The sequence below is a fragment of the Blastococcus goldschmidtiae genome (assembly GCF_031845325.1).
Taxonomy (GTDB): domain Bacteria; phylum Actinomycetota; class Actinomycetes; order Mycobacteriales; family Geodermatophilaceae; genus Blastococcus; species Blastococcus goldschmidtiae.
Genome location: NZ_JAVREI010000013.1, coordinates 66,753 through 87,397 on the forward strand (window position 1 = coordinate 66,753; position 20,645 = coordinate 87,397).

The window sequence follows — 20,645 nt, forward strand, 5'->3', positions numbered from 1 at the left end:
GTCTGCCGGACGCAAGCGCCGGTGCGACGGCCCGCATCGGTAGCCTCTTGACCCGTGGCCCTCGTCGTCCAGAAGTACGGCGGCTCCTCCGTCGCCTCCGCAGCACACATGAAGCGTGTCGCCGAGCGGATCGTCGCCGCCAAGAAGAACGGCGACGACGTCGTCGTCGTCGTGTCCGCCATGGGTGACAGCACCGACGAGCTGCTCGACCTGGCCGGCCAGATCACCGACGAGCCACCCGGTCGCGAGCTGGACATGCTGCTCACCGCCGGCGAGCGGATCTCGATGGCGCTGCTGGCCATCGCCATCTCCACGCACGGCTACGAGGCGCGCTCGTTCACCGGCTCGCAGGCCGGCGTCATCACCACGGGCAGCCACGGCAAGGCCCGGATCATCGACGTCACGCCCGGCCGGCTGCGCTCGGCGCTGGACGACGGGTCGATCGTCATCGTCGCCGGGTTCCAGGGCGTCAGCCAGGACACCAAGGACATCACCACGCTCGGCCGCGGTGGCTCGGACACGACCGCGGTCGCCGTGGCCGCGGCCCTGCGCGCCGACGTCTGCGAGATCTACACCGACGTCGACGGCGTCTTCACCGCCGACCCGCGCATCGTCCCGAACGCCCAGCGGCTCGACACCATCACCTACGAGGAGATGCTCGAGCTGGCCGCGTCCGGGGCCAAGGTGCTCATGCTCCGCTGCGTCGAGTACGCCCGCCGCTACGGCATCCCCGTGCACGTCCGCAGCTCCTACTCACAGCTCCCCGGCACGATCGTGTCCGGCTCGATGGAGGACCTCCCGGTGGAACAGGCGATCATCACGGGCGTCGCGCACGACCGCTCCGAGGGCAAGATCACCGTCTTCGGGGTGCCGGACCGGCCGGGCGAGGCCGCCCAGCTCTTCCGGGTCCTGGCCGACGCCGAGATCAACATCGACATGATCGTGCAGAACGTGTCGGCCGAGGCCAGCAAGCTCGCCGACATCTCCTTCACCCTGCCCAAGAGCGACGGCCCGACCGCCCTGGCGGCGCTGGAACGTGTCAAGCACACGGTGGGTTACACCGACGTGAGCTTCGACCAGCACATCGGCAAGGTGTCGCTGGTCGGCGCCGGCATGCGGTCGCACCCGGGCGTCTCCGCCAAGTTCTTCGGCGCCCTGGCCGACGCCGGCGTGAACCTCGAGCTCATCAGCACCTCGGAGATCCGCATCTCCGTGGTCTGCCGCGACACCGACGTCGACATCGCCGTCCGCGCGGTGCACGACGCGTTCGACCTCGGCTCCGACGTCGAGGCCGTCGTCTACGGAGGGACCGGACGATGAGCTCGTTCAGTGACAGCGGCCTGCGGGTCGGCATCGTCGGCGCGACCGGCCAGGTCGGGGCAGCGATGCGCTCGATCCTCGCCGAGCGCGACTTCCCCCTCGCCGAGCTGAGGTTCTTCGCCTCCGCCCGCTCCGCCGGCAGCACCCTGCCCTGGGGCGACGGCGAGATCACCGTCGAGGACGCCGCCACCGCCGACCCCACCGGTCTGGACGTGGCGCTGTTCTCCGCCGGTGCCACCACCTCGCGCGCGCAGGCCCCGCGCTTCGCCGAGGCCGGCGTCGTCGTCATCGACAACAGCTCCGCGTTCCGGCGCGACCCGGAGATCCCGCTGGTCTGCAGCGAGGTGAACCCCGGCGACATCGCGAAGGCGTCGGGCCGGATCATCGCCAACCCGAACTGCACCACCATGGCCGCGATGCCGGTGCTCAAGCCGCTGCACGACGAGGCCGGCCTCGTCCGCATCGTCGCCAGCACCTACCAGGCCGTGTCCGGCTCGGGGATCGCCGGCGTGCAGGAGCTGCACTCGCAGGCCAAGGCCGTCGTCGAGAAGGCCGACGAGCTCGCCTACGACGGCTCGGCGGTGACCTTCCCCGACCCGGTCAAGTACGTCGCGCCGATCGCGTTCAACGTGCTGCCCATGGCCGGCTCGGTCGTCGACGACGGCACGTTCGAGACCGACGAGGAGCAGAAGCTCCGCAATGAGAGCCGCAAGATCCTCGGGCTGCCGGACCTGCGGGTCTCGGGCACCTGCGTGCGCGTGCCGGTGTTCACCGGCCACTCGCTGTCGCTGAACCTCGAATTCGAGCGTGAGATCCGGCCGGAGCGGGCCACCGAGCTGCTCGCGGCGGCTCCGGGCGTGGAGCTCTCCGACGTTCCCACCCCGCTGCACGCCGCCGGACGCGACCCCAGCTACGTCGGGCGCATCCGCCAGGACCAGAGCGTGGACGGCGGTCGCGGGCTGGTGCTGTTCGTCAGCAACGACAACCTGCGCAAGGGCGCCGCGCTCAACACCATCCAGATCGCGGAGCTCATCGCCGCGTCGCGCTGATCATCGGGTTGTCGCCGGCCGACGTGGCGTGTCGGCGCGTGTCGGCGGCAACAACTCGATGATCACGGCTGACGTGCGGGGGCTGGTGGAGCGCCGGCCGTAGGCGTGTCCTCCGTCTGCGCTGATCCTGCCGGAGCTGTGCCCCGGGGATCGACCGGTCGCGCCGCGGTGGTCTTCGGAGATCCGCCCGTGGCGGGCGGGCCGCCCACCTCCGGACGCGCCACCGGGGCCTCCGGTGCGGCGGGCCGCGGGTTCTCCCGGGTGACCTCGGAGGCAGGCGGTCGAGGAACGTCCGGTCCCGGTGTCGGCGCAGCGGACCCGCGCCCCTGGCCCCGGGGTCCCTCGCCTGTCCCACCGCCGTTGGCGGCGTCGGGAGGAGGAGCGGGCAGGGGCGCCGGCGTTCCGCTGTCGGGCTCGGAGGGAGCCCGGGCGGGCGCCGGCTCGTCCGACGTCCGCCCGTTCCCGGTGGCCGGTCCCGGCGGTGGCGTGGAGCTGCCGTCCGCCGGGGCGGCGCTCGGCAGCTCGAAGGGGGTCAGCGCCCGCACCACGCCCGCCAGCCCGTCCTGCAGGGGCGCGGGCAGCGCCTGTGCCGTCCCGGCCACGAGGAGGGAGGCCGCCGCAGCCGTCAGCCCCGCGGCGGCGCGGACCGACCACCGCCGCCGGGAAGCGGGGCGGCGGATCGGCGCGGCCTGAGGCTCGAAGCCCGTGACGAGCAGCTCGGCCAGTGCCGCCGTGGGCCGGGGAGCCGGCCCCGAGCCCATCGAGCGCACGAGACCCAGGACGTGCTCCAGTTCCGGGTCCGCCGGGGCGGATCGCCCGGTGAGCAGCCGCTCGACCGTCCGGTCGTCGAGGACGGGAGGTCGCCCGGTGCTCACGGGGTCGCCTCCAGGGCACCGACGGAGCGGCCGGACTCCTGCAGCCGTGCGCGCAGGACGAGCAGCCCGCGGCGCTGGAGCTGCTTGACCGCCCCGGTGCTCCGGCCGATCGCCTGCGCGGTCTGCTCGAGGCTCAGGTCACCGACGAGCCGCATCAGCAGCACGTCGCGCTGGTCGGCGGGCAGCTCGTCGAGCAGTGCCCGGACCTCCGCCGTGCCCAGGCGGTCGACCGCCTCGTCCTCGGTGGATGTCGTCGTCCGGTCGTCGTGCCAGCTCTCGTAGGAGACATCGTCCCCCCGCCGGGACCGTCGGCGCAGGTCGTCGACCAGCCGGGCGTGGGCGATCGAGAACACCAGCGTGCGCAGACCTGCGGCGCCGCCGGTCACCGTGCCGAGCTTGGAGAACACGGTCAGGAACACCTCACTCGTCAGGTCCTCGGGCTCGGAAGCGCCTCGGGCTCGCAGGTAGCCGTGCACCCGGGGCGCCAGCTCCTCGTACACCGCTCGCAACGCCCACGGCTGGCCGCTCCGGGCCGCGGTCAGGGCGTCCTCGAGCCAGGTGCTCGGGTCGGAAGCCATGTGCATGTCATCGGCATGACGGCGGGCGAACCGGACGCTCCGGCCCGCCCGCCGTCGGTCGATCCGTCGAGGATCGGTCCGCGCCGGTCAGTCCCGCCCGGCGCCGGCCTCGGCCGGCTCCTCGTCGGCCCGGTCGGCCGAACCGGCCCCGCGCCCGGCCTTCTCGGTGGGACGCTGCGCCTGCGTGGGCATGGCGCGCGGGGACTTCTCAGGCGCGGTACGGGCCGCTCCCGGCCCCCGCTCGTGGGTGCCCGAGACGGCCGCGCGGGCACGGTCCAGGCCCGCATCGGCCTGCGCGGGGGCCTTGCTCTGCGCGGCGTCGAGCGCCTCCAGAGCGGCGGACTTCCCGGCGTCCGCCTCGGGGGCCTCCTCCACGGGGGCCTCCTCGTCGGGGGTTCCCTCCTCCACGGGCGCCCCCTCGTCGGGGGTCCCGTCCTCGGGGGTCTCGTCCTCCGGGGCCGGGTCCCCTTCCGGCGCCTCGACCTCGTCGCCGTCCGTGTCGGCGGGCGGGGCCGTCTCCTCGGCCGGGACGCCGGCCTCCTCCTCGACGGTCGTCGAGGTGTCGCCGGGGAGCAGCGCCTCGACCGGCACCACCCCGGTCGCCCCGGCGGTGCCGATCGCGGCGGCGGACACGGCCCCGGCGACGGCGACCTTGGCGGTGGCGGTCGCTGCGCCGGCCTTGGCGAGCAGGAGAGCGAGCAGGTTCATGGTGGTGCCTTCCCTTCGGTAGCCCCGATGCCCCGGAGGGGCCGGTTGCTTTGCTGACTGCCGTCGCCGGCAGGTCGCCCTTGTCGTTGGTGACACCGCGGTTATCGATCCACCCTGCCGCGGGGTTACGCGCGGCCGGCGGTCCCCTCGATGGGGGGAGCGGGGCTTACGGGCCCACGTGCCGCAGGGCGAAGGCGAGCGCGACCTCGACCTGGCGGATCGTCTCCTCGATGACCAGCGAGCCGTGGCCGGCGTCGAACCGGTACACCTCGTGCGGCTTGCCCAGCTCCTCGAGGCGGGTCAGGTAGTTGTCGATCTGCCGGATCGGGCAGCGCGGGTCGTTCGCGCCCGCGACCACGAGCACCGGCGCGGCGACGGCGTCGACGTAGGTGATCGGCGAGGAGCGCACGTAGACGTCGCGGACATCCTCCGGAGAGCCGCCGAACAGCGCCCGGTCGTAGGCGCGCAGGCCCTCCATCTCGTCCTCGTAGGCGGCGAGGTAGTCGGCCACCGGCACCTCGGCGATGCCGGCCGCCCAGCGCTCGGGCTGGGTGCCGAGCCCGAGCAGGGTGAGGAAGCCGCCCCACGAGCCGCCGGTCAGCAGCGCCCGGGCCGGGTCGACGATCCCCTCGGCGACCAGCGCGTCGTAGACGGCGCCGATGTCCTCCAGCTCGGTCAGCCCCGGCCGGCCGGTGAGCGCGTCGCGCCAGGCGGAGCCGTAGCCGGTGGACCCCCGGTAGTTCACGTGCACCACGGCGTAGCCCGCGTCCACGTAGGCCGCCCGCCGCGCGCGGTAGGAGTCGTCGTCGGCCGACTCCGGGCCACCGTGCACCAGGAACGCCGTCGCGTACGGGCCCTCACCGGCGGGCCGCACCAGCAAGGCGTGCACGTCGCCGCCCGGGCCGGGGACCCAGCGGTCCTCGACCGGGTAGGCGGCCGGCGGCTCCTCCTCGCTCACCGACAGGACGACCGGGCCGTCGGCGCGGCGGATGACCGGCGGCAGCTCGGCGTTGGACCAGGCCAGCTCCACGGTGCCGTCGGGCCGTGCGGTCGCGCCCCGGACGACGCCGGTCGGGGTGTCCAGCTTCTCCAGCGCGCCACCGGCCAGGTCGTACCGGTAGAGCTCGGTGCGGGCGGCGTGGTCGTGGCCCACCAGCAGCGCCGTCCCGTCGGGATACCAGCCGGCCGAGACGTCACCGGGCAGGTCCAGCACGATCTCGGTCTCGGTGTCGGCCGCGACGTCCCAGATCAGCAGCTCCTCGCGGCCGCGGCGCTCGTGCCCGACCAGCAGCCGGGTGTCGCCGGGCAGCGGTGCGAACTCCGAGGCGTGCAGCCCGCGGCCCTCGCCATCCCACTTCTCCGCGACGACGGCGGGCGCGTCCTCGGTGGTGTCGGAGGTCCGGAGGACCCGCAGCGCCGGGTAGCGGGGGTCGCCGTGCTCGGAGTGCGAGATGACCAGCAGGTCGCCGTCGTGGGTCAGCGCGTCCACCGACGCGGGGTCGGAGTGCCGGTAGACGACCCGCGGGGCCGAGCCGCGGGGGCAGAGCCACAGCTCGCTGCCGTCGTCGGTCGAGCGGCCGATGGCGACCAGCTCGTCGCCGATCTCCAGACCGGCCGGGTAGGCAGGGCCCACCTCGGCCACCGCGACCGTGTCCTCCCCGCCGCCGAAGGGCTGGGTCATCCAGACGCCGAACTCGTCCCCGTCGGTGTCGGCGAACCACCAGATGGTCTCGCCGTCGGGGCTCAGCGTGCCGATCAGCGTGCCGTTGGGCCGGTCGGTGACCTGGCGGTGCGTGCCCGTCGAGCGGTCCCACGCGTACTGCTCGATCACGCCGCTGAGATCGGAGGCGTACAGGTTGCGGTGCGGGGCGTCGAACGCCCAGTCGGGCAGCGAGACCCGCGGTGCGCGGAACCGCGCCTGCCAGCGGGCGGTGACCTCGGGAGGAAGGGCGGGGGCGGTCGGCTCGGCGGTCACGCGGTCTCCTCGCTGGCGCTCGTCGAACGCGTGCCGCGCGGTGCTCTGTCTCCGGGTGTGCTCGCAAGCTCGCTCACCAGACCATCGTGCCAGCACCCGCGAACGACTCAGGGGCCGCCATCGGCGGCCCCTGAGCAACTGTCGGGGTGACAGGATTTGAACCTGCGGCCTCGTCGTCCCGAACGACGCGCGCTACCAAGCTGCGCCACACCCCGAGGTGCGCTGGTCGAGTCTAGCGCTCCCCGCGGCGGAGTCCTCCGGCGGGGGAGCGGCCGGTTCAGCCGTCCCGCGCGGTGAGCGTGAGCAGGGTGGCCTCGGGCGGGCAGGCGAACCGGGCCGGGGCGTAGGGGCTGGTGCCCAGCCCGGCCGAGACGTGCAGCCAGGTGCCGGTGGGGTGGTCCGCGCGGGGCTCGGCCCAGCGGTGCAGCCAGCGCACCCGCTCGCGGTCGATGCCGCAGTTGGTGACCAGCGCCCCGTAGAACGGCACCCGCAGCTGGCCGCCGTGGGTGTGCCCGCACAGCAGCAAGTCGTAGCCGTCGTCGGCGAACCGGTCGAGCACCCGGGGCTCGGGGGAGTGGGCCAGGCCCAGGCGCAGGTCGGCGGACGGGTCGGCCCGCCCGGCGACGACGTCGTACCGGTCCTGCTTCAGATGCGAGTCGTCGACGCCGGCGAACACGATCCGCCGTCCGTCCACGACCAGCTCGCCGGCGGCGTTGGTGAGGTCGAGCCAGCCGCGGTCCAGCATCCCGTCCCGCAGGTCCCGCCAGGGCAGCTCGTCCCCGTGCACCCGCTTGTGCCCGGGGAAGAAGTACTTGAGCGGGTTCTTCGGTCGCGGTGCGTAGTAGTCGTTGCTGGCCAGCACGAACGCGCCGGGCCGCTCCATCAGCGGCTCGAGCGCCCGCAGCGTCGGGGGGACGGCGTCGAAGCCGGCGAGGTTGTCGCCGGTGTCGATGACCAGGTCCGGCTCCAGCGCGGCCAGGCCGGCCACCCACTCCTGCTTCGACCGCTGCCCGGCGGTCATGTGCAGGTCCGAGACGTGCAGGACGGTCAGCGGCGCGGAGCCGGGGGCGAGGACCGGCACGTCGAACCGGCGCAGCGTCCAGCGGGTGCGCTCGTACAGGCTCGCGTAGGCGAGCGCACCCGCGCCCGAGGCGAGGGTGGCGGTCGGAACGGCGGTGGTCCAGCGCACACCGGGAGCCTACGGGCGCGGCCCCGGGGAGCGTCGTGCCAGGCTGGGTCCGTGCCCGACCTGAAGAAGAAGCTGCGCGACGACCTGACCACCGCCATGAAGGCCCGGGACGAGCTGCGCACGGCGACGCTGCGCATGGTCCTCACCGCGGTCAGCGCCGAGGAGGTCTCCGGCAAGGAGTCCCGGGAGCTGTCCGACGACGAGGTCCAGGCGGTCCTGCGCCGGGAGGCGAAGAAGCGCCGCGAGGCCGCCGAGGCGTTCGGCGGAGCGGGCCGGGCCGAGCAGGCCGAGCGGGAGCGGGCCGAGGGCGAGGTCCTCGCCGTCTACCTGCCGGCCCAGCTGGAGGACGCGGACCTGGCGGCGATCGTCGCCGACGTCATCACCCGCACCGGCGCGTCCGGCATGCAGGACATGGGCAAGGTGATGGGCGCCGCGAACGGCGTCGTCGCCGGCCGCGCCGAAGGCTCGCGGGTGGCCGCCGAGGTCCGCCGCCAGCTCGGCTGAACCGTCCTGCTCAGCCGCCCGGCTCGGGCTCGGGCCCGGGGGCTGGGGCGGGGGATGCCTCCGGTGCCTCCGGTGCCTCCGGTGCCGGGGGCACCGGCGCCCGGGGTGCGGGTGCGGGCGGCGGGGCGGTTCGGCGCCCGGCCTGGGAACCGTCGCTCACCACGATGGACACCGGCTCGCTGACCGGCGCCTCGGCGCCGGCCGGCGGGTTGGTGCGCAGGAAGGAGCCTCGCCGCAGGGGGCTGTCGACCGACTCGGTGCGCGTCGTGAAACCGGCCTCGCGGAGCACCTGCTCGCAGTCGCGGACCGACAGGCAGCCGGGTACGGGCAGGCTCCGGCCGTTCAGGATCTGCGGGTCCGCCGGTGGGAACGCGACCGCCGGCTGGGCGGTGAGGATCGGCGCCATCGCGTCGTGCCAGATCGTCGCCGGCATGCCGCCGCCGAAGCCGTCGATCTCCTGGTTCTGCTTGGGGTTGAGCACCATCACGCTCGCCGAGTACTGCGGCGTGTAACCAACGAAGGTCACCGAGTAGTTGCTCTGCGACGTCCCGGTCTTGCCGGCGATCTCGTGCCCGGGGACGGCCGCCCGGGTGCCGGTGCCCTGCGGGCTGCTGACGTCGCCGATGAGCACCTGGTTGAGCGTCGTGGCCACGCCCTCCGGGATCGCCTCCGGGGTGCAGTCGCTCCCGGTCACCACGGGCGTGCCGTCCTCGTTCTCCAGCGGCTCCCCGTTCCGGTCCAGCACCTCCGCAACCGGGACCGGGGCGCACGCGGTGCCGTTGGCAGCCAGGGTGCTGTAGGCGCTGGCCAGGTCGAGCGGGCTGGTGGCGTCCGGTCCCAGCACGAAGGCGGGCTTGCGCTGCTCGATGATCGCGTCGGCGACCGGGTCGAGGGAACGCAGCCCCATGGCCTGGGCCATCCGCACCGGCTGCTCGAGGCTGCCCAGCTGGTCCAGCAGAGCGAGGAAGTAGGTGTTGGACGATCGGACGAGCGCCTCGCGCATGTCCAGCGTCCGGGGATAGCGGGTGCCCACGTTCGAGACGTCGTAGGGGATGGCGACGCCCGCGTCGGGATCCCAGTCCTTGAACACCCGCGAGACGTAGGTGTTGGGGGTCGTGATCACGTGGTTCGCCGGGATGCCCTGGGCCATCGCCGCGGCTGCGACGAAGACCTTGTACGTGGAGCCCGCCCCCTGGCTGGCCCGGGCGTTGAGGATGACCGACTCGCACTCGATGCCGTCGCAGCCGAAACGCCGGTTGACGCTCATCGCGAGCAGGTTCCCGGTACCGGGTTCCACGGCGGTGTACATGCCGGCCAGCGGGTCGCCCATCGCCAGCGTGTTGAGCACCGCCTGGTCGCCGGCGAGCTGCATGTCCGGCCGCAGCGTGGTCCGGATGGTGAGCCCGCCGGTGCGGAGCTGGGCCTGGGTGAGCTTCAGCTCCCTGACGAGGTAGTCCTTGGCGTAGGCGCAGAAGAACCCGCCGATGGCGGCGTCGATGCAGTCGTTGGCCGGGGGGATCCCCGGCGCCACCGCGACCGGCGTCGGCGCGATCTCGGCGAGCTGCTCCGGGGTGATGTACCCGAGGGCGGCCATCCGCTGCAGCACCGTGTTGCGCCGCACCTGGGCGTTCTCCGGGTTGTCGATCGGGTCGTCGTAGAAGGGACGCTGCACCAGACCGGCCAGCATGGCCGCCTGGGCCAGGTCGAGCTCGGCGGCGTCGACGCTGAAGTAGCGCTGGGCCGCGGCCTGGACGCCGTAGGCGCCCTTCCCGAAGTACACCAGGTTCAGGTAGCGGGTGAGGATCTCGTCCTTGGAGTAGGTCTCCTCCAGAGCCAGCGCCAACCGCGCCTCGCGCACCTTGCGGGCCGGCGTCTGCTCGGTGGCGGCGTCCCGGCCCTCGGACGAGTCCGCCGTCTGCAGCAGCGTCTGCTTCACCAGCTGCTGCGTGAGCGTGGAGCCGCCCTCCTGCACCTCGCCCGCCGCCAGGTTCTTCACCAGCGCGCGCATCGTGCCCTGCACGTCGAGGCCGTTGTGCTCGTAGAACCGCGAGTCCTCGATGGCCACCAACGCCTGCTTCATGACCTCGGCGATCTGGTCCGAGGCCACCGGCGTGCGGTTCTTGTCGTACAGGTTCGTGATCAGCGTGCCGTCGGCCGCCTCCACCCGCGTCATCCCTGGCGGCGTCGCGTCGGTGAGCTCCACCGGCAGCGCGTCCAGCAGGCTGGCGGAGTTGCGCGCGACCAGCCCGCTCCCCCCGACCCAGGGCAGCAGGAGACCGGCGACCAGCACCCCGGCCACGACGATCGACAGGGCGAGCTTCCCGAGCAGGCGGGAACGAAGGCGTGCGTTGTCCGACATCGCGGCCAAGAGTACGGCGAGTTCCCGCCTGTGCGGCGGCGTCAGCCGCGGCGCGCGGGGAGGATGCGCGTGCGCGGCGTGCCGGTCGGCGTGTCCGCGTCGGCGCCGGTCAGCTCGGCGGCCATGGTCCGCAGGCCGTCGAGGTCGTGCACGTCACCGGCCGCGGCGGGCACGGTGCGGACCGCCACCTCCGGGTGGGCGCTGGTGAACCGGTCGGCCAGGTGCTGCTCCCGGGCGGCCAGCGTCATCCGCTCGGCGTGCACGCGCAGCGCGGCGGCAGCGAGCTCCGCGTCCGGTCCGCCGGCCTCGAGCACCTCCTCGGCGGCCGCGGCCGCACGCGTGGCCGACAGCGCCGCAGTCGCCGGTGGATGGGTCCGGTTCACGACCAGGCCGGCCAACGGCATGTGGTCGGCGGAGAGCCGGTCGACGAAGTAGGAGGCCTCGCGCAGGGCGTCGGGCTCGGGCGAGGCGACGACGACGAACGAGGTCCCCGGACGGCGGAGCAGCTCGTAGGTGGCGGTGGCCCGCTCGCGGAAGCCGCCGAACATCGTGTCCAGGGCGGCGACGAACGCGGAGATGTCGCGCAGCAGCTGGCCGCCGAGGATCTTCGACACGATCCGGCTGAACAGCAGGAAGCCCGCGCTGGCGAACTTGAAGCCCGCCCGGCTGGGGGCCATGAGCAGCCGGATCATCGTGCCGTCGAGGAAGCGGCTCATCCGGTTCGGGGCGTCGAGGAAGTCCAACGCCGACCGCGAGGGCGGGGTGTCGACGATGATCAGGTCCCACTGGTCGCTGGCCCGCAGCTGGCCGAGCTTCTCCATCGCCATGTACTCCTGCGTCCCGGAGAACGACGAGCTCAGAGTCTGGTAGAAGGGGTTGTCCAGGATCTGCTGGGCCCGGTCGGGGGTCGAGTGCGCGGCGACGACGTCGTCGAACGTCCGCTTCATGTCCAGCATCATCGCGTGCAGCTCGCCCTCGGCACCCGGGACGTGAACCTGCCGCGGCTCGTTGTCCAGCTCGGTCAGGCCGAGGGACTGGGCCAGCCGCCGGGCCGGGTCGATGGTGAGGACGACGACGGTGCGCCCGGCCTCGGCGGCGGCCAGGGCCAGCGCCGCCGACGTCGTCGTCTTGCCCACCCCACCGGCGCCGCAGCACACGACGATCCGGGTCTCCGGGTCGGCGATCAGGGCGCCGAGCTCCAGGGCGGGGGCCTGCGGCCGGGCGCGCTCGCTCACGCGGCCACCTCGGCGTCGCGCAGGTGGTCGTCCAGCCGCCCGGCCAGCTCGAACAGCGCGCCCACGTCGACCGGGCCGGTCAGCATCGGCAGCTCCACGGTCGGCCGGCCCAGCGCCTCGACGTCGTCGCGCAGCGCGTCCTGCGCCGTCCACCGGCGGGCGTGCTCCACGGTCTGGGCGGCCAGGGCGTCGGCGACGTCGCCGTTCGCCGGCAGGTGGGCCGCGGCCAGCGCGGGGGCGAGGTCGGCGCCGGTCAGCCCGGCGGAGGCGGCCCGGGCGAGGCCGTCGGGCGCGAGCACGGGGTCGGTGGCGAGGTTCACGATCACCGACCCGATCGGCAAACCCGCCTCCTGCAGCTCGGCGATCGCGTCGGCGGTCTCCTGCACGGGCATGTCCTCGAGGATCGTGACCAGGTGCACCACGGTCTGCGGCGAGCGCAGTACCGCCATGACGCCGTCGCTCTGGGTCTTGATGGGGCCCGAGCGCGCCAGTTGGCCCATCTCGTTCGTGACGTTGAGGAAGCGGGTGATCCGGCCGGTGGGCGGCGCATCGACGACGACGGCGTCGTAGACGTGCGTCCCGTCGTGGCGGCGGGTGACCGCCTCCTTGATCTTCCCGGTGATCAGCACGTCCCGGAGACCCGGCGCGATGGCCGTGGCGAAGTCGATGGCGCCCATCTTGCGCAGCGCCCGGCCGGCGCGGCGCAGGTTGTAGAACATGTCGAGGTAGTCCAGCAGGGCCTCCTCGACGTCGATGGCCAGGGCCTTGACCTCCCCGCCACCGCGCGCCACCGCGACCCGCCGCTCCTCGTAGGGCAGCGGCGCGGTGTCGAACAGCTGGGCGATGCCCTGCCGGCCCTCGGTCTCGACCAGCAGCACCGAGCGCCCGTCGGCCGCCAGGGCGAGGGCGAGCGCGGCGGCCACGGTGGTCTTCCCCGTCCCGCCCTTGCCGGTGACGACGTGCAGGCGCGCGGACGACGGGGCGGGGCTCACCGCTCCAGCGTAGGAGAAGGACCCCGTGCCCCCCACTCCTCGCGAGCTCGGAGCGGGCCCCTGCACGGGGCCGCCCGTGGAAGGACCCCGTCCTCCCCACCCTTCGCACGCTCAGGGCGGGCCCCGGGACGGGGCCGGGCTGCGCTAGCGTCCGAGGCATGACGGAATCGGCACGCCAGCGGTGGGAGTACGCCACCATCCCGCTGCTCATCCACAACACCAAGGCGATCCTCGACTCCTGGGGCGTGGACGGCTGGGAGCTGGTGACCGTGCTCCCCGGCCCGAGCGGCGCCGACCAGCTCGTGGCCTACCTCAAGCGCCCGGCGTGACCGCGCCGGCTGCGGGCTGGCACGCGCGGCTGGCCGAGCTCGGCATCCGGCTGCCGCCGGTGGCCGCACCGGTGGCCGCCTACGTCCCGGCGGTCCGCACCGGATCGCTGGTCTTCACGTCGGGTCAGCTGCCCTTCGTCGACGGCGGCCTGCGCCGCACCGGCAAGGTCGGCGGCTCCGTGGACGTCGAGGCCGCGGCCGCGGACGCCAAGGTCTGCGCGCTCAACGCCCTCGCCGCGGTCGACGACCTGGTCGGCCTGGACCAGGTGGCCCGCATCGTGCGCGTGGTCGGGTACGTGGCCAGCGCGGAGGGCTTCACCGGTCAGCCCCGCGTGGTCAACGGCGCCAGCGAGCTGCTGGGCACGATCTTCGGTGAGGCCGGCCGGCACGCCCGCAGCGCCATCGGCGTCGCGGAGCTGCCGCTGGGCGCGCCGGTGGAGGTCGAGCTCACGGTCGAGCTCAGGCCATGACACAGCGACCCTCCGGGCCGCACCGCGGCCAGGACACCGCGATCCTCCGGATCGCACCGCGGCCGAGGTGCGGTGCCGGCTGCGATGAGCGTGCTCCCGCGTCACCGGCGGGAGGCCTCCGGCCCCCGCGCCGGCGCCGCCGCCTTCGGCGGTTGGCCCGATGACCACGGAGATCCGGCACGCGGCCACCGTGCTGCTGGTCCGCGACGGCGACCCCGGCCTCGAGGTGTACCTGCTGCGGCGGACCAAGGGCATGCCGTTCGCCGGCGGTATGACGGCCTATCCGGGCGGAGGGGTCGACGAGCGCGACGCCGACACCGAGATCGGCTGGGCCGGTCCCTCGCCCGCCGAGTGGGCCGCGGCCTTCGGCTGCGACGAGCGCCTGGCGCGTGAGCTGGTCTGCGCCGCGGTGCGCGAGACCTTCGAGGAGGCCGGCGTCCTGCTCGCGGGCCCCGCGGAGGGTGCGGTCGTGCCGGACGTGTCCGGGGACGACTGGGAGGCGCAGCGCCAGGCGCTGCTCAGCCGCGACCTGTCGCTCACGGAGCTGCTCGCCGGCCGGGGCCTGGTGCTGCGGTCGGACCTGCTGCGGCCCTTCGCGCACTGGATCACCCCGCCCATGGAGTCCCGCCGCTACGACACCAAGTTCTTCGCGGCGGCGCTGCCGGCGGGGCAGGAGGCGCGGGACGTCTCCGGCGAGGCGGACGAGGCCGCGTGGCTGGCGCCCGCCGCCGCGCTGGCCGAGCACCACGCCGGCGACCGGCCGATGCTGCCGCCGACGTCGCACACGCTGTCCCAGCTGGGCCGGTTCGCCGACGTCGCCGGGGTGCTGGCCGGGTCGCCGCCGGACCCGCTGGAGCCGATCATGCCCGGGTTCGAGCAGACCTCCGACGGCCGCTTCGCCGTCCTGCCCAACGGCGACAAGGTGCCGCTGGTCGCGCCCAGGAAGCAGTGAACGCGAGAGGCCCAGAACCGGATCGGTCCTGGGCCTCTCGCGTTCAGCACTGTTTACCTCGCGACCCTCCGGGCCGCACCGCGGCCAGGAGCCGTCCCGACCTGCGCGGAGCCCCACCGTCACGCCTGCGCGGACCCCTTCGGGGCCCACTCGGCGCGACAGGACCTAGCGGGCCCTTCGGCGGAGGCGGTCCTCGTCCAGGACGACGACCGACTTGCCCTGCAGTTGGATCCAGCCGCGGTGCACGAAGTCGGCCAGCGCCTTGTTCACGGTCTCGCGGGAGGCGCCGACGAGCTGGGCCAGCTCCTCCTGCGTCAGGTCGTGCTTGACCCGGAGGCCGTCGCTCTCGCGGTTGCCGAACCGGTCGGCCATCTGCAGCAGCGCCTTGGCGACGCGGCCGGGGACGTCGGTGAAGATCAGGTCGGCGACGGAGTCGTTGGTGCGGCGCAGGCGGCGGGCCAGCACGCGGAGCAGCTGCTCGCCGATCTCCGGGTGGGCCTCGATCCAGGGGCGCAGCACCGACTGCGGCATGCGGGCCAGCCGGACATCGGTGACCGCGGTCGCCGTCGCCGTCCGCGGACCCGGGTCGAAGACCGACAGCTCGCCGAACTGGTCGGAGGGGCCCATCACGGCCAGCACGTTCTCGCGGCCGTCGGGGGCGCGCCGGGACAGCTTGATCTTGCCCGTCATCACGATGTAGAGGCTGTCGCCGGGCTCGCCCTCGTTGAAGACGACGCGGCCGCGGGGGAGCGTGACGATCTCGAGGCGGCTGAGGACGGGGTCCACCGCGTCTTCCGAAAGTCCCTGGAAGAGACCCGACTGGGCCAACACCTCGTCCACTGCACGTCCTTTCCCACTGCTGATGACGGGACGCAGAGCTCCCGTGTCCGCAGCGAGTCTAGGGGCCTGTGCCCCGGGTCACCCGTTCGGTGGCCCACGACGTCCCCCCTGCGAGCGAGACGGCCTCCCTGCAGGGGCCCGCCGCGAGCATGCGAGCGGTGGGGGGCAGGGAGGTCCTTCTTCAGACCATCGGGGGATTGGTGGTGCTGCTGCCGCCCCGGCGGCGCCGGCGCCAGCGGGACAGCGCCCGCCGGATGCCGGAGGAGGCCAGGGTGTCGACCTCCGCGGCGTTCGCCGTGTCCAGGAACTCGCCGACCTCGCGCGGGGAGGCGGGACGGCGCAAGGGCTCCTCGACCCGCTCCATGACGAGCAGGAACGCGATCAGGAGAGGCGGGAAGAGGATGACGCTCAGTGCGACCACAGCGACCTCCTCGAACTTCCGGCAGCCCCGATGATGACATGGTCGGTGGCTGTCAGCAGGTCCGCCTACCCTCGGTCGCGTGTCCGCCCCCGCTTCTCCGCCGGTCTACGCGCGCCCGGCCCCGGTCCGCCGGGCCACCCGGGCCGCCCGCACGGGCGCCTCCCCGTTCGACCCCGGTGAGACCCCGCTCGGACGCACCCGCCGGGCCCGCCGCATGGCGCGCGAGCTGGCCGTTCTCCACCCGGACGCGCACTGCGAGCTGGACTTCACCAACGCCTTCGAGCTGCTCGTCGCCACCGTGCTGTCCGCGCAGACGACGGACAAGACGGTCAACAAGGTCACCCCGACGCTGTTCGCCCGCTATCCCGACGCCGTGGCCCTGGCCGGCGCCGACCGGGCCGACCTGGAGGAGATCCTCAAGCCCACCGGGTTCTTCCGGGCGAAGGCCAATTCCGCGCTCGGTCTGGCGCAGGCGCTGGTCGAGCGGTTCGACGGCGAGGTCCCGGGTCGGATGGCGGACCTGGTCACCCTCCCCGGGGTCGGCCGCAAGACGGCGAACGTGGTCCTCGGCAACGCGTTCGGCGTCCCGGGGCTGACCGTCGACACGCACTTCGGCCGGCTGGTCCGCCGCTTCGGCTGGACCGAGGAGGAGGACCCGGTCAAGGTCGAGGCGCAGATCGCCGAGTTGATCCCGAAGAAGGAGTGGACCGACTTCTCCCACCGGGTGATCTTCCACGGCCGCCGGGTGTGCCACGCCAAGAAGGCCGCGTGCGGTGCCTGCGGGCTGGCGAAGTGGTGCCCCTCCTACGGGATCGGTCCGGTCGACCCTGAGGTGGCGGCGAAGCTGGTGAAGACCCCCGCCGCCTCGGACACCGAGTGATGCGCCGCCGCGCCGTCGCGGCCGTGGCGCTGCTGGCCCTGGCGGGATGCACCGGCGACGCCGAGGAGCCCCCCGCCGAACCGCGGGCGAGCGCCCTCGTGCCCTGCCCGGACCAGCCCGGCACGGCAGCGCGCGGTGCGGAGCTGATGCCGGCCGTGACCCTCGACTGCCCGACCGGGGGGACCCTCGATCTGGGCCGCGCCCCGGGCGTACCCACGCTGGTGAACCTCTGGGCGACCTGGTGCCCGCCCTGCCGCGCGGAGCTGCCGCTGCTGCAGGAGTTCGCCGAGGACGCCGGGGACCGGGTACGGGTCATCGGCGTGATCAGCAAGGACGGCCAGCCGCAGGCGGAGTCCCTGGCCGAGGAGATCGGCATCGGGTTCCCCAGCGCGTTCGACGGCAGCGGGGAGCTCATGGGCGAGCTCGGCCTCAACGTCCTGCCGTTCACCTACTTCCTGGACGCCGACGGCGGGCTGGTGCACACCGAGGTGGGCGAGGTCAGCTCCGTCGACGAGCTGCGCGGGCTGGTCGCCGAGCACCTGGGGGTGCAGCTGTGACCGCGCCGGACGATGGAGCGGGACTGCCGGAGTACCTCCGCCGGCTGCTGGACGGTGCCCACGACCTGCCGCTGGCCAGGCGGATGCCGGAGGCGACGGCGACCGCCCGGCGCTCGGCCGTGCTGATCCTGTTCGGCGAGGGCCCGGCCGGCCCCGACCTGCTGTTCATCGAGAAGTCGGCACACCTGCGCAGCCACGCCGGTCAGCCGGCCTTCCCCGGTGGCGGGGTGGAGAGCGGCGACGACTTCCCGATCGGCACCGCCCTGCGGGAGGCCCACGAGGAGGCCGGGATCGACCCGGACGGCGTCCGGGTGCTGGCCACGCTGCAGGAGCTGTACCTGCCGCCGTCCAACCGGCTGGTCGTCCCGGTCGTCGGCTGGTGGGACGACCCGCGTGACGTCACCGTGGGCGATCCCCACGAGGTGGCCCGCGTCGCCCGGGTGCCGCTGGCCGAGCTGGTCGATCCGGCGAACCGCTACCGGGTGCGCCACCCCGCGGGGTACATCGGCCCGGCCTTCGCGGTGGCGGACATGGAGATCTGGGGCTTCACCGCGGGTCTGGTCGATGCGATCCTCGAGGCGGCCGGCCTGACCCGGCCCTGGGACCCGACCGACGTCCGGCCGATGGGGCCGCCGCGGCTCAGCCCGTACACCCTGCCCGGCTCCGGGGACGACGACCCGGCCGGCGATGCCGCCGCGCCGACGGTGGCCGATCCCGCGCCGGACGGTGCGCCGACGCGTACGGTTCCCCCCCGATGAGGCGCAGGACGAGGCGGGGGGCGGCGGCCCTGTGCGCCGCCGCGGTGCTCGCGGCCGGCGTGCTGGCCGGGTGTGGCAGCGACGGCTCGTCCCCCGGCGGGACGTCGGCGCCCGCCACCGAGGGCCTCGGGACGGTCACCGTCGCCGAGGACGGCGTCCAGGAGGTCACCCTCCGGACCCAGGACGACTACGTCTTCACGCCCGACCGGTTCACCGTCGCTCCCGGGAAGGTGCGGCTGACGCTGGTCAACGCAGCCCGGGAGATGACGCACAACCTCGAGTTCGACGAGGGCGAGGGACCCGAGCCGATCGGCGCGGGCATCGACTTCCTGGCGCCCGGCCAGGAGATGACCATCGACTTCGAGGTGACCGTGCCGGGTGACCATCCCTTCACCTGCACGTTCCACGCCCAGCTGAACCAGGTGGGCGTGATGACGGTGAGCGCGGGGAGCTGACCGTGTCGCTCGTGGACGTGGTGCTCATCGTGCTGGCGCTCGCCTTCGCCCTGTCGGGCTTCCGGCAGGGGCTGCTCGTCTCGGCCACCTCGATCGCCGGCTTCCTCGGCGGTGCCGTGCTCGGGGCGCAGCTGTCCGAGCCGGTCGCCGAGCGCATCGACGGCTCCAGCCTCACGCGCGTGTTCGCCGCGCTCGTCGTCGTCCTGGCCGGCGCCCTGCTCGGCCAGATCCTGGCCGCCGCTGTCGGCCGGGCCGTGCGCCGGGCGGTCACGTGGGAACCGGCCAAGATGCTCGACTCGGTCGCCGGCGCGGTCGTGTCGGCGGCCGCGGTGCTGCTGGTCGCCTGGATGGTCGCCTCGCCGCTGGCCACCTCCCCCTTCCCCGAGGTGTCGGGGCAGGTGCGCCAGTCGGCGCTGGTGCAGGCCGTCGACAGCGCGGTCCCCTCGGGGGTGCGGGCGGTCTACGACAACCTCCGCGAGGCCATCGACCGGCGCGGGCTGCCCGACGTCCTGGACCCCCTCACCCCGACCCAGGTCCGCGACGTGCCCGCGCCCGACCCGGCGCTGGAGGGCAGCCCGGTCGTGGCCTCGGTGCGGGGATCGGTCGTCAAGATCACCGGAGTGGCGCCGTCCTGCTCGCGCCAGATCGACGGCTCCGGCTTCGTCTACGCCCCGGAGCGGGTCATGACCAACGCCCACGTGCTCGCGGGGGTCACCGAGCCCGTGGTCGAGGCCGAGGGCGAGGAGTACGACGCGACGCCGGTGTACGTCGACGAGGCGCTCGACGTCGCCGTCCTCCACGTCCCCGGGCTGCCGCAGGTGCCGCTGACCTTCACTTCCAGGCTGGCCGACGCCGGCGACGACGCGATCATCATGGGCTTCCCCGGCGGTGGTGACTTCTTCGTCGGGGCGGCGCGGATCCGCGACGAGGGGGAGATCAGCGGGCCGGATTTCCGCAACTCCGGGACCGTGGTCCGCGATGTCTACGCGTTGTTCGGCAGCGTGCGGGCCGGCAACTCCGGCGGGCCGCTGCTCGCACCGGACGGCAGCGTGCTGGGCGTGGTCTTCGCCTCGGCCATCGACGACCCGAACACCGGGTACGCGCTCACTGGTCCGGAGGTCATGCAGGCCGCGACGGTCGGCAGCGCCGCCAGCGACGCGGCCGACACCGGCCCCTGCGAGTAACGGCCCCGTCCAGAGGCTCGCCGCGAGGAACGAGCGGTGAGGGGGACGGGGTCCTTCTGGTCACCACGGGCCGCTCCGCTGCGCTACGCGGCCCAGTCGGCGATGGCCCCGGTGACCTGGGCGGGGGCCTCCTCGGGAAGGAAGTGCCCGAGGTCGGGCAGTTCCTGCCACTCGTAGGCGCCGGCCACGTAGCGGCCCGAGCCGCGCGCGCTGCCAGGCAGCACGCACGCGTCCGCCCCGCCGTGCAGCTGCAGCGTAGGGGCGGTGATCGGCGCGGACATCCGGCGCGCGAAGCGCAGGCCGTCGGGGCGAAGCTGGGAGCGGCCGGCCCAGCGGAAGTACTCCATCGAGCCGTAGGCGGCCTGCGGGATGCGGGCGGCGGCGCGGTACCGGTCGACGGCCTCGGCGAAGTCCGCGGTGTGCGTCCACCCGGGGCCCGACCAGGAGCGCAGCAGGTCGGCCACCGGGTCGTCGTCGTCCCGGGTGAGCCGGCGCTCGGGCAACCGGGGCAGCTGCGCACCGAGGAAGTAGCGGAACGCCCGCCGCTGTGCCGCGCCGGTCATCGCCGCACGCAACCGCCGCGGGTGCGCCATGGAGAGGACGACCAGACGGCGGACGCTGCGCGGGTGCAGCGCGGCCATCGTCCAGGCGACGAGGGCGCCCCAGTCGTGGCCGACCAGCACCGCGTCGCGTTCACCCAGGGCGCGGATCAGCGCGGCGACGTCGGCGGCCGCGGTCGGCAGGTCGTACCCGCGCGGCGGCTTGTCGCTCGCGCCGTAGCCCCGCAGGTCGGGGGCGACCACGCGGAACCCGGCGTCGGCCAGGCCGGTCAGCTGCGACCGCCAGGTCCACCAGAACTGCGGGAACCCGTGCAGCAGCAGCACCAGCGGGCCCTCGCCGGCCTCCGCGGCGTGCAGCCGGATGCCGTTGGCCGAGATGTCGCGGTGGGTCCACGGCCCGGGCAGCAGGACGCTGGTCGCGTCCGGCTGCCCGCCCGGAGGGACGGTCACCGGCG

Annotated in this window: 22 protein-coding genes and 1 tRNA gene; 11 read left to right on the forward strand and 12 right to left on the reverse strand. The window is 74.1% G+C overall.

Annotated elements, in window-relative coordinates; translation table 11 throughout:
• Positions 1 to 54: 54 nt before the first annotated feature.
• Both RM425_RS16315 and RM425_RS16320 read left to right on the forward strand, forming a co-directional pair.
• Positions 55 to 1,320 (forward strand): aspartate kinase, encoded by a 1,266-nt coding sequence (locus tag RM425_RS16315; protein WP_311346272.1) that lies wholly within the window; start codon positions 55 to 57, stop codon positions 1,318 to 1,320.
• On the forward strand, positions 1,317 to 2,369 hold the full coding sequence (locus tag RM425_RS16320) for an aspartate-semialdehyde dehydrogenase (protein ID WP_311346273.1): 1,053 nt from the start codon (positions 1,317 to 1,319) through the stop codon (positions 2,367 to 2,369). The genes RM425_RS16315 and RM425_RS16320 overlap by 4 nt, the downstream gene beginning before the upstream one ends.
• Before the next feature lie 62 nt (positions 2,370 to 2,431).
• Here the strand turns inward: RM425_RS16320 and RM425_RS16325 are convergent, their stop codons facing one another.
• From RM425_RS16325 to RM425_RS16350, 6 genes are all read right to left on the reverse strand, one after another.
• The gene (locus tag RM425_RS16325) at positions 2,432 to 3,244 is read right to left on the reverse strand and encodes a hypothetical protein (RefSeq protein ID WP_311346274.1); all 813 of its coding nucleotides are present in this window, start codon (positions 3,242 to 3,244) and stop codon (positions 2,432 to 2,434) included.
• Complete coding sequence (locus RM425_RS16330; RefSeq protein ID WP_311346275.1) at positions 3,241 to 3,822, reverse strand: RNA polymerase sigma factor; 582 nt, start codon at positions 3,820 to 3,822, stop codon at positions 3,241 to 3,243. Before RM425_RS16330 ends, RM425_RS16325 begins: the two co-directional genes overlap by 4 nt.
• Positions 3,823 to 3,909: 87 nt before the next feature.
• Positions 3,910 to 4,530: a hypothetical protein gene (locus RM425_RS16335; protein WP_311346276.1), complete on the reverse strand. Its 621-nt coding sequence runs from the start codon at positions 4,528 to 4,530 to the stop codon at positions 3,910 to 3,912.
• A gap of 166 nt (positions 4,531 to 4,696) precedes the next feature.
• Positions 4,697 to 6,505 (reverse strand): S9 family peptidase, encoded by a 1,809-nt coding sequence (locus RM425_RS16340; protein WP_311346277.1) that lies wholly within the window; start codon positions 6,503 to 6,505, stop codon positions 4,697 to 4,699.
• 141 nt (positions 6,506 to 6,646) lie between these two features.
• Positions 6,647 to 6,720 (reverse strand) — tRNA-Pro (locus tag RM425_RS16345).
• Positions 6,721 to 6,782: 62 nt separating this feature from the next.
• The gene (locus tag RM425_RS16350) at positions 6,783 to 7,694 is read right to left on the reverse strand and encodes a metallophosphoesterase (RefSeq protein WP_311346278.1); all 912 of its coding nucleotides are present in this window, start codon (positions 7,692 to 7,694) and stop codon (positions 6,783 to 6,785) included.
• A gap of 51 nt (positions 7,695 to 7,745) precedes the next feature.
• Between RM425_RS16350 and RM425_RS16355 the strand changes: the two genes are divergently transcribed.
• Positions 7,746 to 8,198, forward strand: coding sequence for a GatB/YqeY domain-containing protein (locus RM425_RS16355; protein WP_311346279.1), 453 nt, complete (start codon positions 7,746 to 7,748; stop codon positions 8,196 to 8,198).
• A gap of 10 nt (positions 8,199 to 8,208) precedes the next feature.
• On the opposite strand, the gene RM425_RS16360 is transcribed toward RM425_RS16355, so the two are convergent.
• From RM425_RS16360 to RM425_RS16370, 3 genes are read right to left on the reverse strand one after another with little or no spacing between them, the layout of a single operon-like run.
• Positions 8,209 to 10,557, reverse strand: coding sequence for a penicillin-binding protein (locus tag RM425_RS16360; protein ID WP_311346280.1), 2,349 nt, complete (start codon positions 10,555 to 10,557; stop codon positions 8,209 to 8,211).
• A 41-nt stretch (positions 10,558 to 10,598) separates the two neighbouring features.
• Positions 10,599 to 11,792 (reverse strand): ArsA family ATPase, encoded by a 1,194-nt coding sequence (locus RM425_RS16365; RefSeq protein ID WP_311346281.1) that lies wholly within the window; start codon positions 11,790 to 11,792, stop codon positions 10,599 to 10,601.
• Complete coding sequence (locus RM425_RS16370; protein ID WP_311346282.1) at positions 11,789 to 12,784, reverse strand: ArsA-related P-loop ATPase; 996 nt, start codon at positions 12,782 to 12,784, stop codon at positions 11,789 to 11,791. Before RM425_RS16370 ends, RM425_RS16365 begins: the two co-directional genes overlap by 4 nt.
• A gap of 158 nt (positions 12,785 to 12,942) precedes the next feature.
• Here RM425_RS16370 and RM425_RS16375 point away from each other — a divergent pair, with 158 nt between their 5' ends.
• The 3 genes from RM425_RS16375 to RM425_RS16385 all read left to right on the forward strand — a co-directional run bounded on the left by RM425_RS16375 (position 12,943) and on the right by RM425_RS16385 (position 14,535).
• Positions 12,943 to 13,113, forward strand: a complete 171-nt coding sequence (locus RM425_RS16375; protein ID WP_311346283.1) for a hypothetical protein — start codon at positions 12,943 to 12,945, stop codon at positions 13,111 to 13,113.
• A complete protein-coding gene (locus RM425_RS16380; protein ID WP_311346284.1) occupies positions 13,110 to 13,583 on the forward strand; it encodes a RidA family protein in 474 nt (157 codons plus the stop codon). The genes RM425_RS16375 and RM425_RS16380 overlap by 4 nt, the downstream gene beginning before the upstream one ends.
• Positions 13,584 to 13,743: 160 nt before the next feature.
• The gene (locus RM425_RS16385; RefSeq protein ID WP_311346285.1) at positions 13,744 to 14,535 is read left to right on the forward strand and encodes an NUDIX hydrolase; all 792 of its coding nucleotides are present in this window, start codon (positions 13,744 to 13,746) and stop codon (positions 14,533 to 14,535) included.
• A 165-nt stretch (positions 14,536 to 14,700) separates the two neighbouring features.
• On the opposite strand, the gene RM425_RS16390 is transcribed toward RM425_RS16385, so the two are convergent.
• Entirely contained in the window at positions 14,701 to 15,375 is a 675-nt protein-coding gene (locus RM425_RS16390; RefSeq protein ID WP_091767653.1) for a Crp/Fnr family transcriptional regulator, read from the reverse strand.
• Positions 15,376 to 15,556: 181 nt separating this feature from the next.
• The gene (locus RM425_RS16395) at positions 15,557 to 15,796 is read right to left on the reverse strand and encodes a hypothetical protein (protein ID WP_311346286.1); all 240 of its coding nucleotides are present in this window, start codon (positions 15,794 to 15,796) and stop codon (positions 15,557 to 15,559) included.
• A gap of 79 nt (positions 15,797 to 15,875) precedes the next feature.
• Between RM425_RS16395 and nth the strand changes: the two genes are divergently transcribed.
• From nth to RM425_RS16420, 5 genes are read left to right on the forward strand one after another with little or no spacing between them, the layout of a single operon-like run.
• Positions 15,876 to 16,676 (forward strand): endonuclease III, encoded by an 801-nt coding sequence (gene nth, locus RM425_RS16400; RefSeq protein ID WP_311346287.1) that lies wholly within the window; start codon positions 15,876 to 15,878, stop codon positions 16,674 to 16,676.
• Positions 16,676 to 17,233, forward strand: coding sequence for a TlpA family protein disulfide reductase (locus RM425_RS16405; protein WP_311346335.1), 558 nt, complete (start codon positions 16,676 to 16,678; stop codon positions 17,231 to 17,233). Before nth ends, RM425_RS16405 begins: the two co-directional genes overlap by 1 nt.
• Complete coding sequence (locus RM425_RS16410) at positions 17,230 to 17,991, forward strand: NUDIX hydrolase (protein WP_311346288.1); 762 nt, start codon at positions 17,230 to 17,232, stop codon at positions 17,989 to 17,991. Before RM425_RS16405 ends, RM425_RS16410 begins: the two co-directional genes overlap by 4 nt.
• Positions 17,988 to 18,446, forward strand: a complete 459-nt coding sequence (locus RM425_RS16415; RefSeq protein WP_311346289.1) for a cupredoxin domain-containing protein — start codon at positions 17,988 to 17,990, stop codon at positions 18,444 to 18,446. Before RM425_RS16410 ends, RM425_RS16415 begins: the two co-directional genes overlap by 4 nt.
• Before the next feature lie 2 nt (positions 18,447 to 18,448).
• Positions 18,449 to 19,630, forward strand: a complete 1,182-nt coding sequence (locus RM425_RS16420) for a MarP family serine protease (protein ID WP_311346290.1) — start codon at positions 18,449 to 18,451, stop codon at positions 19,628 to 19,630.
• An 83-nt stretch (positions 19,631 to 19,713) separates the two neighbouring features.
• Here RM425_RS16420 and RM425_RS16425 read toward each other — a convergent pair whose 3' ends face one another.
• Positions 19,714 to 20,640, reverse strand: coding sequence for an alpha/beta fold hydrolase (locus RM425_RS16425; protein WP_311346291.1), 927 nt, complete (start codon positions 20,638 to 20,640; stop codon positions 19,714 to 19,716).
• Positions 20,641 to 20,645 lie beyond the last annotated feature (5 nt).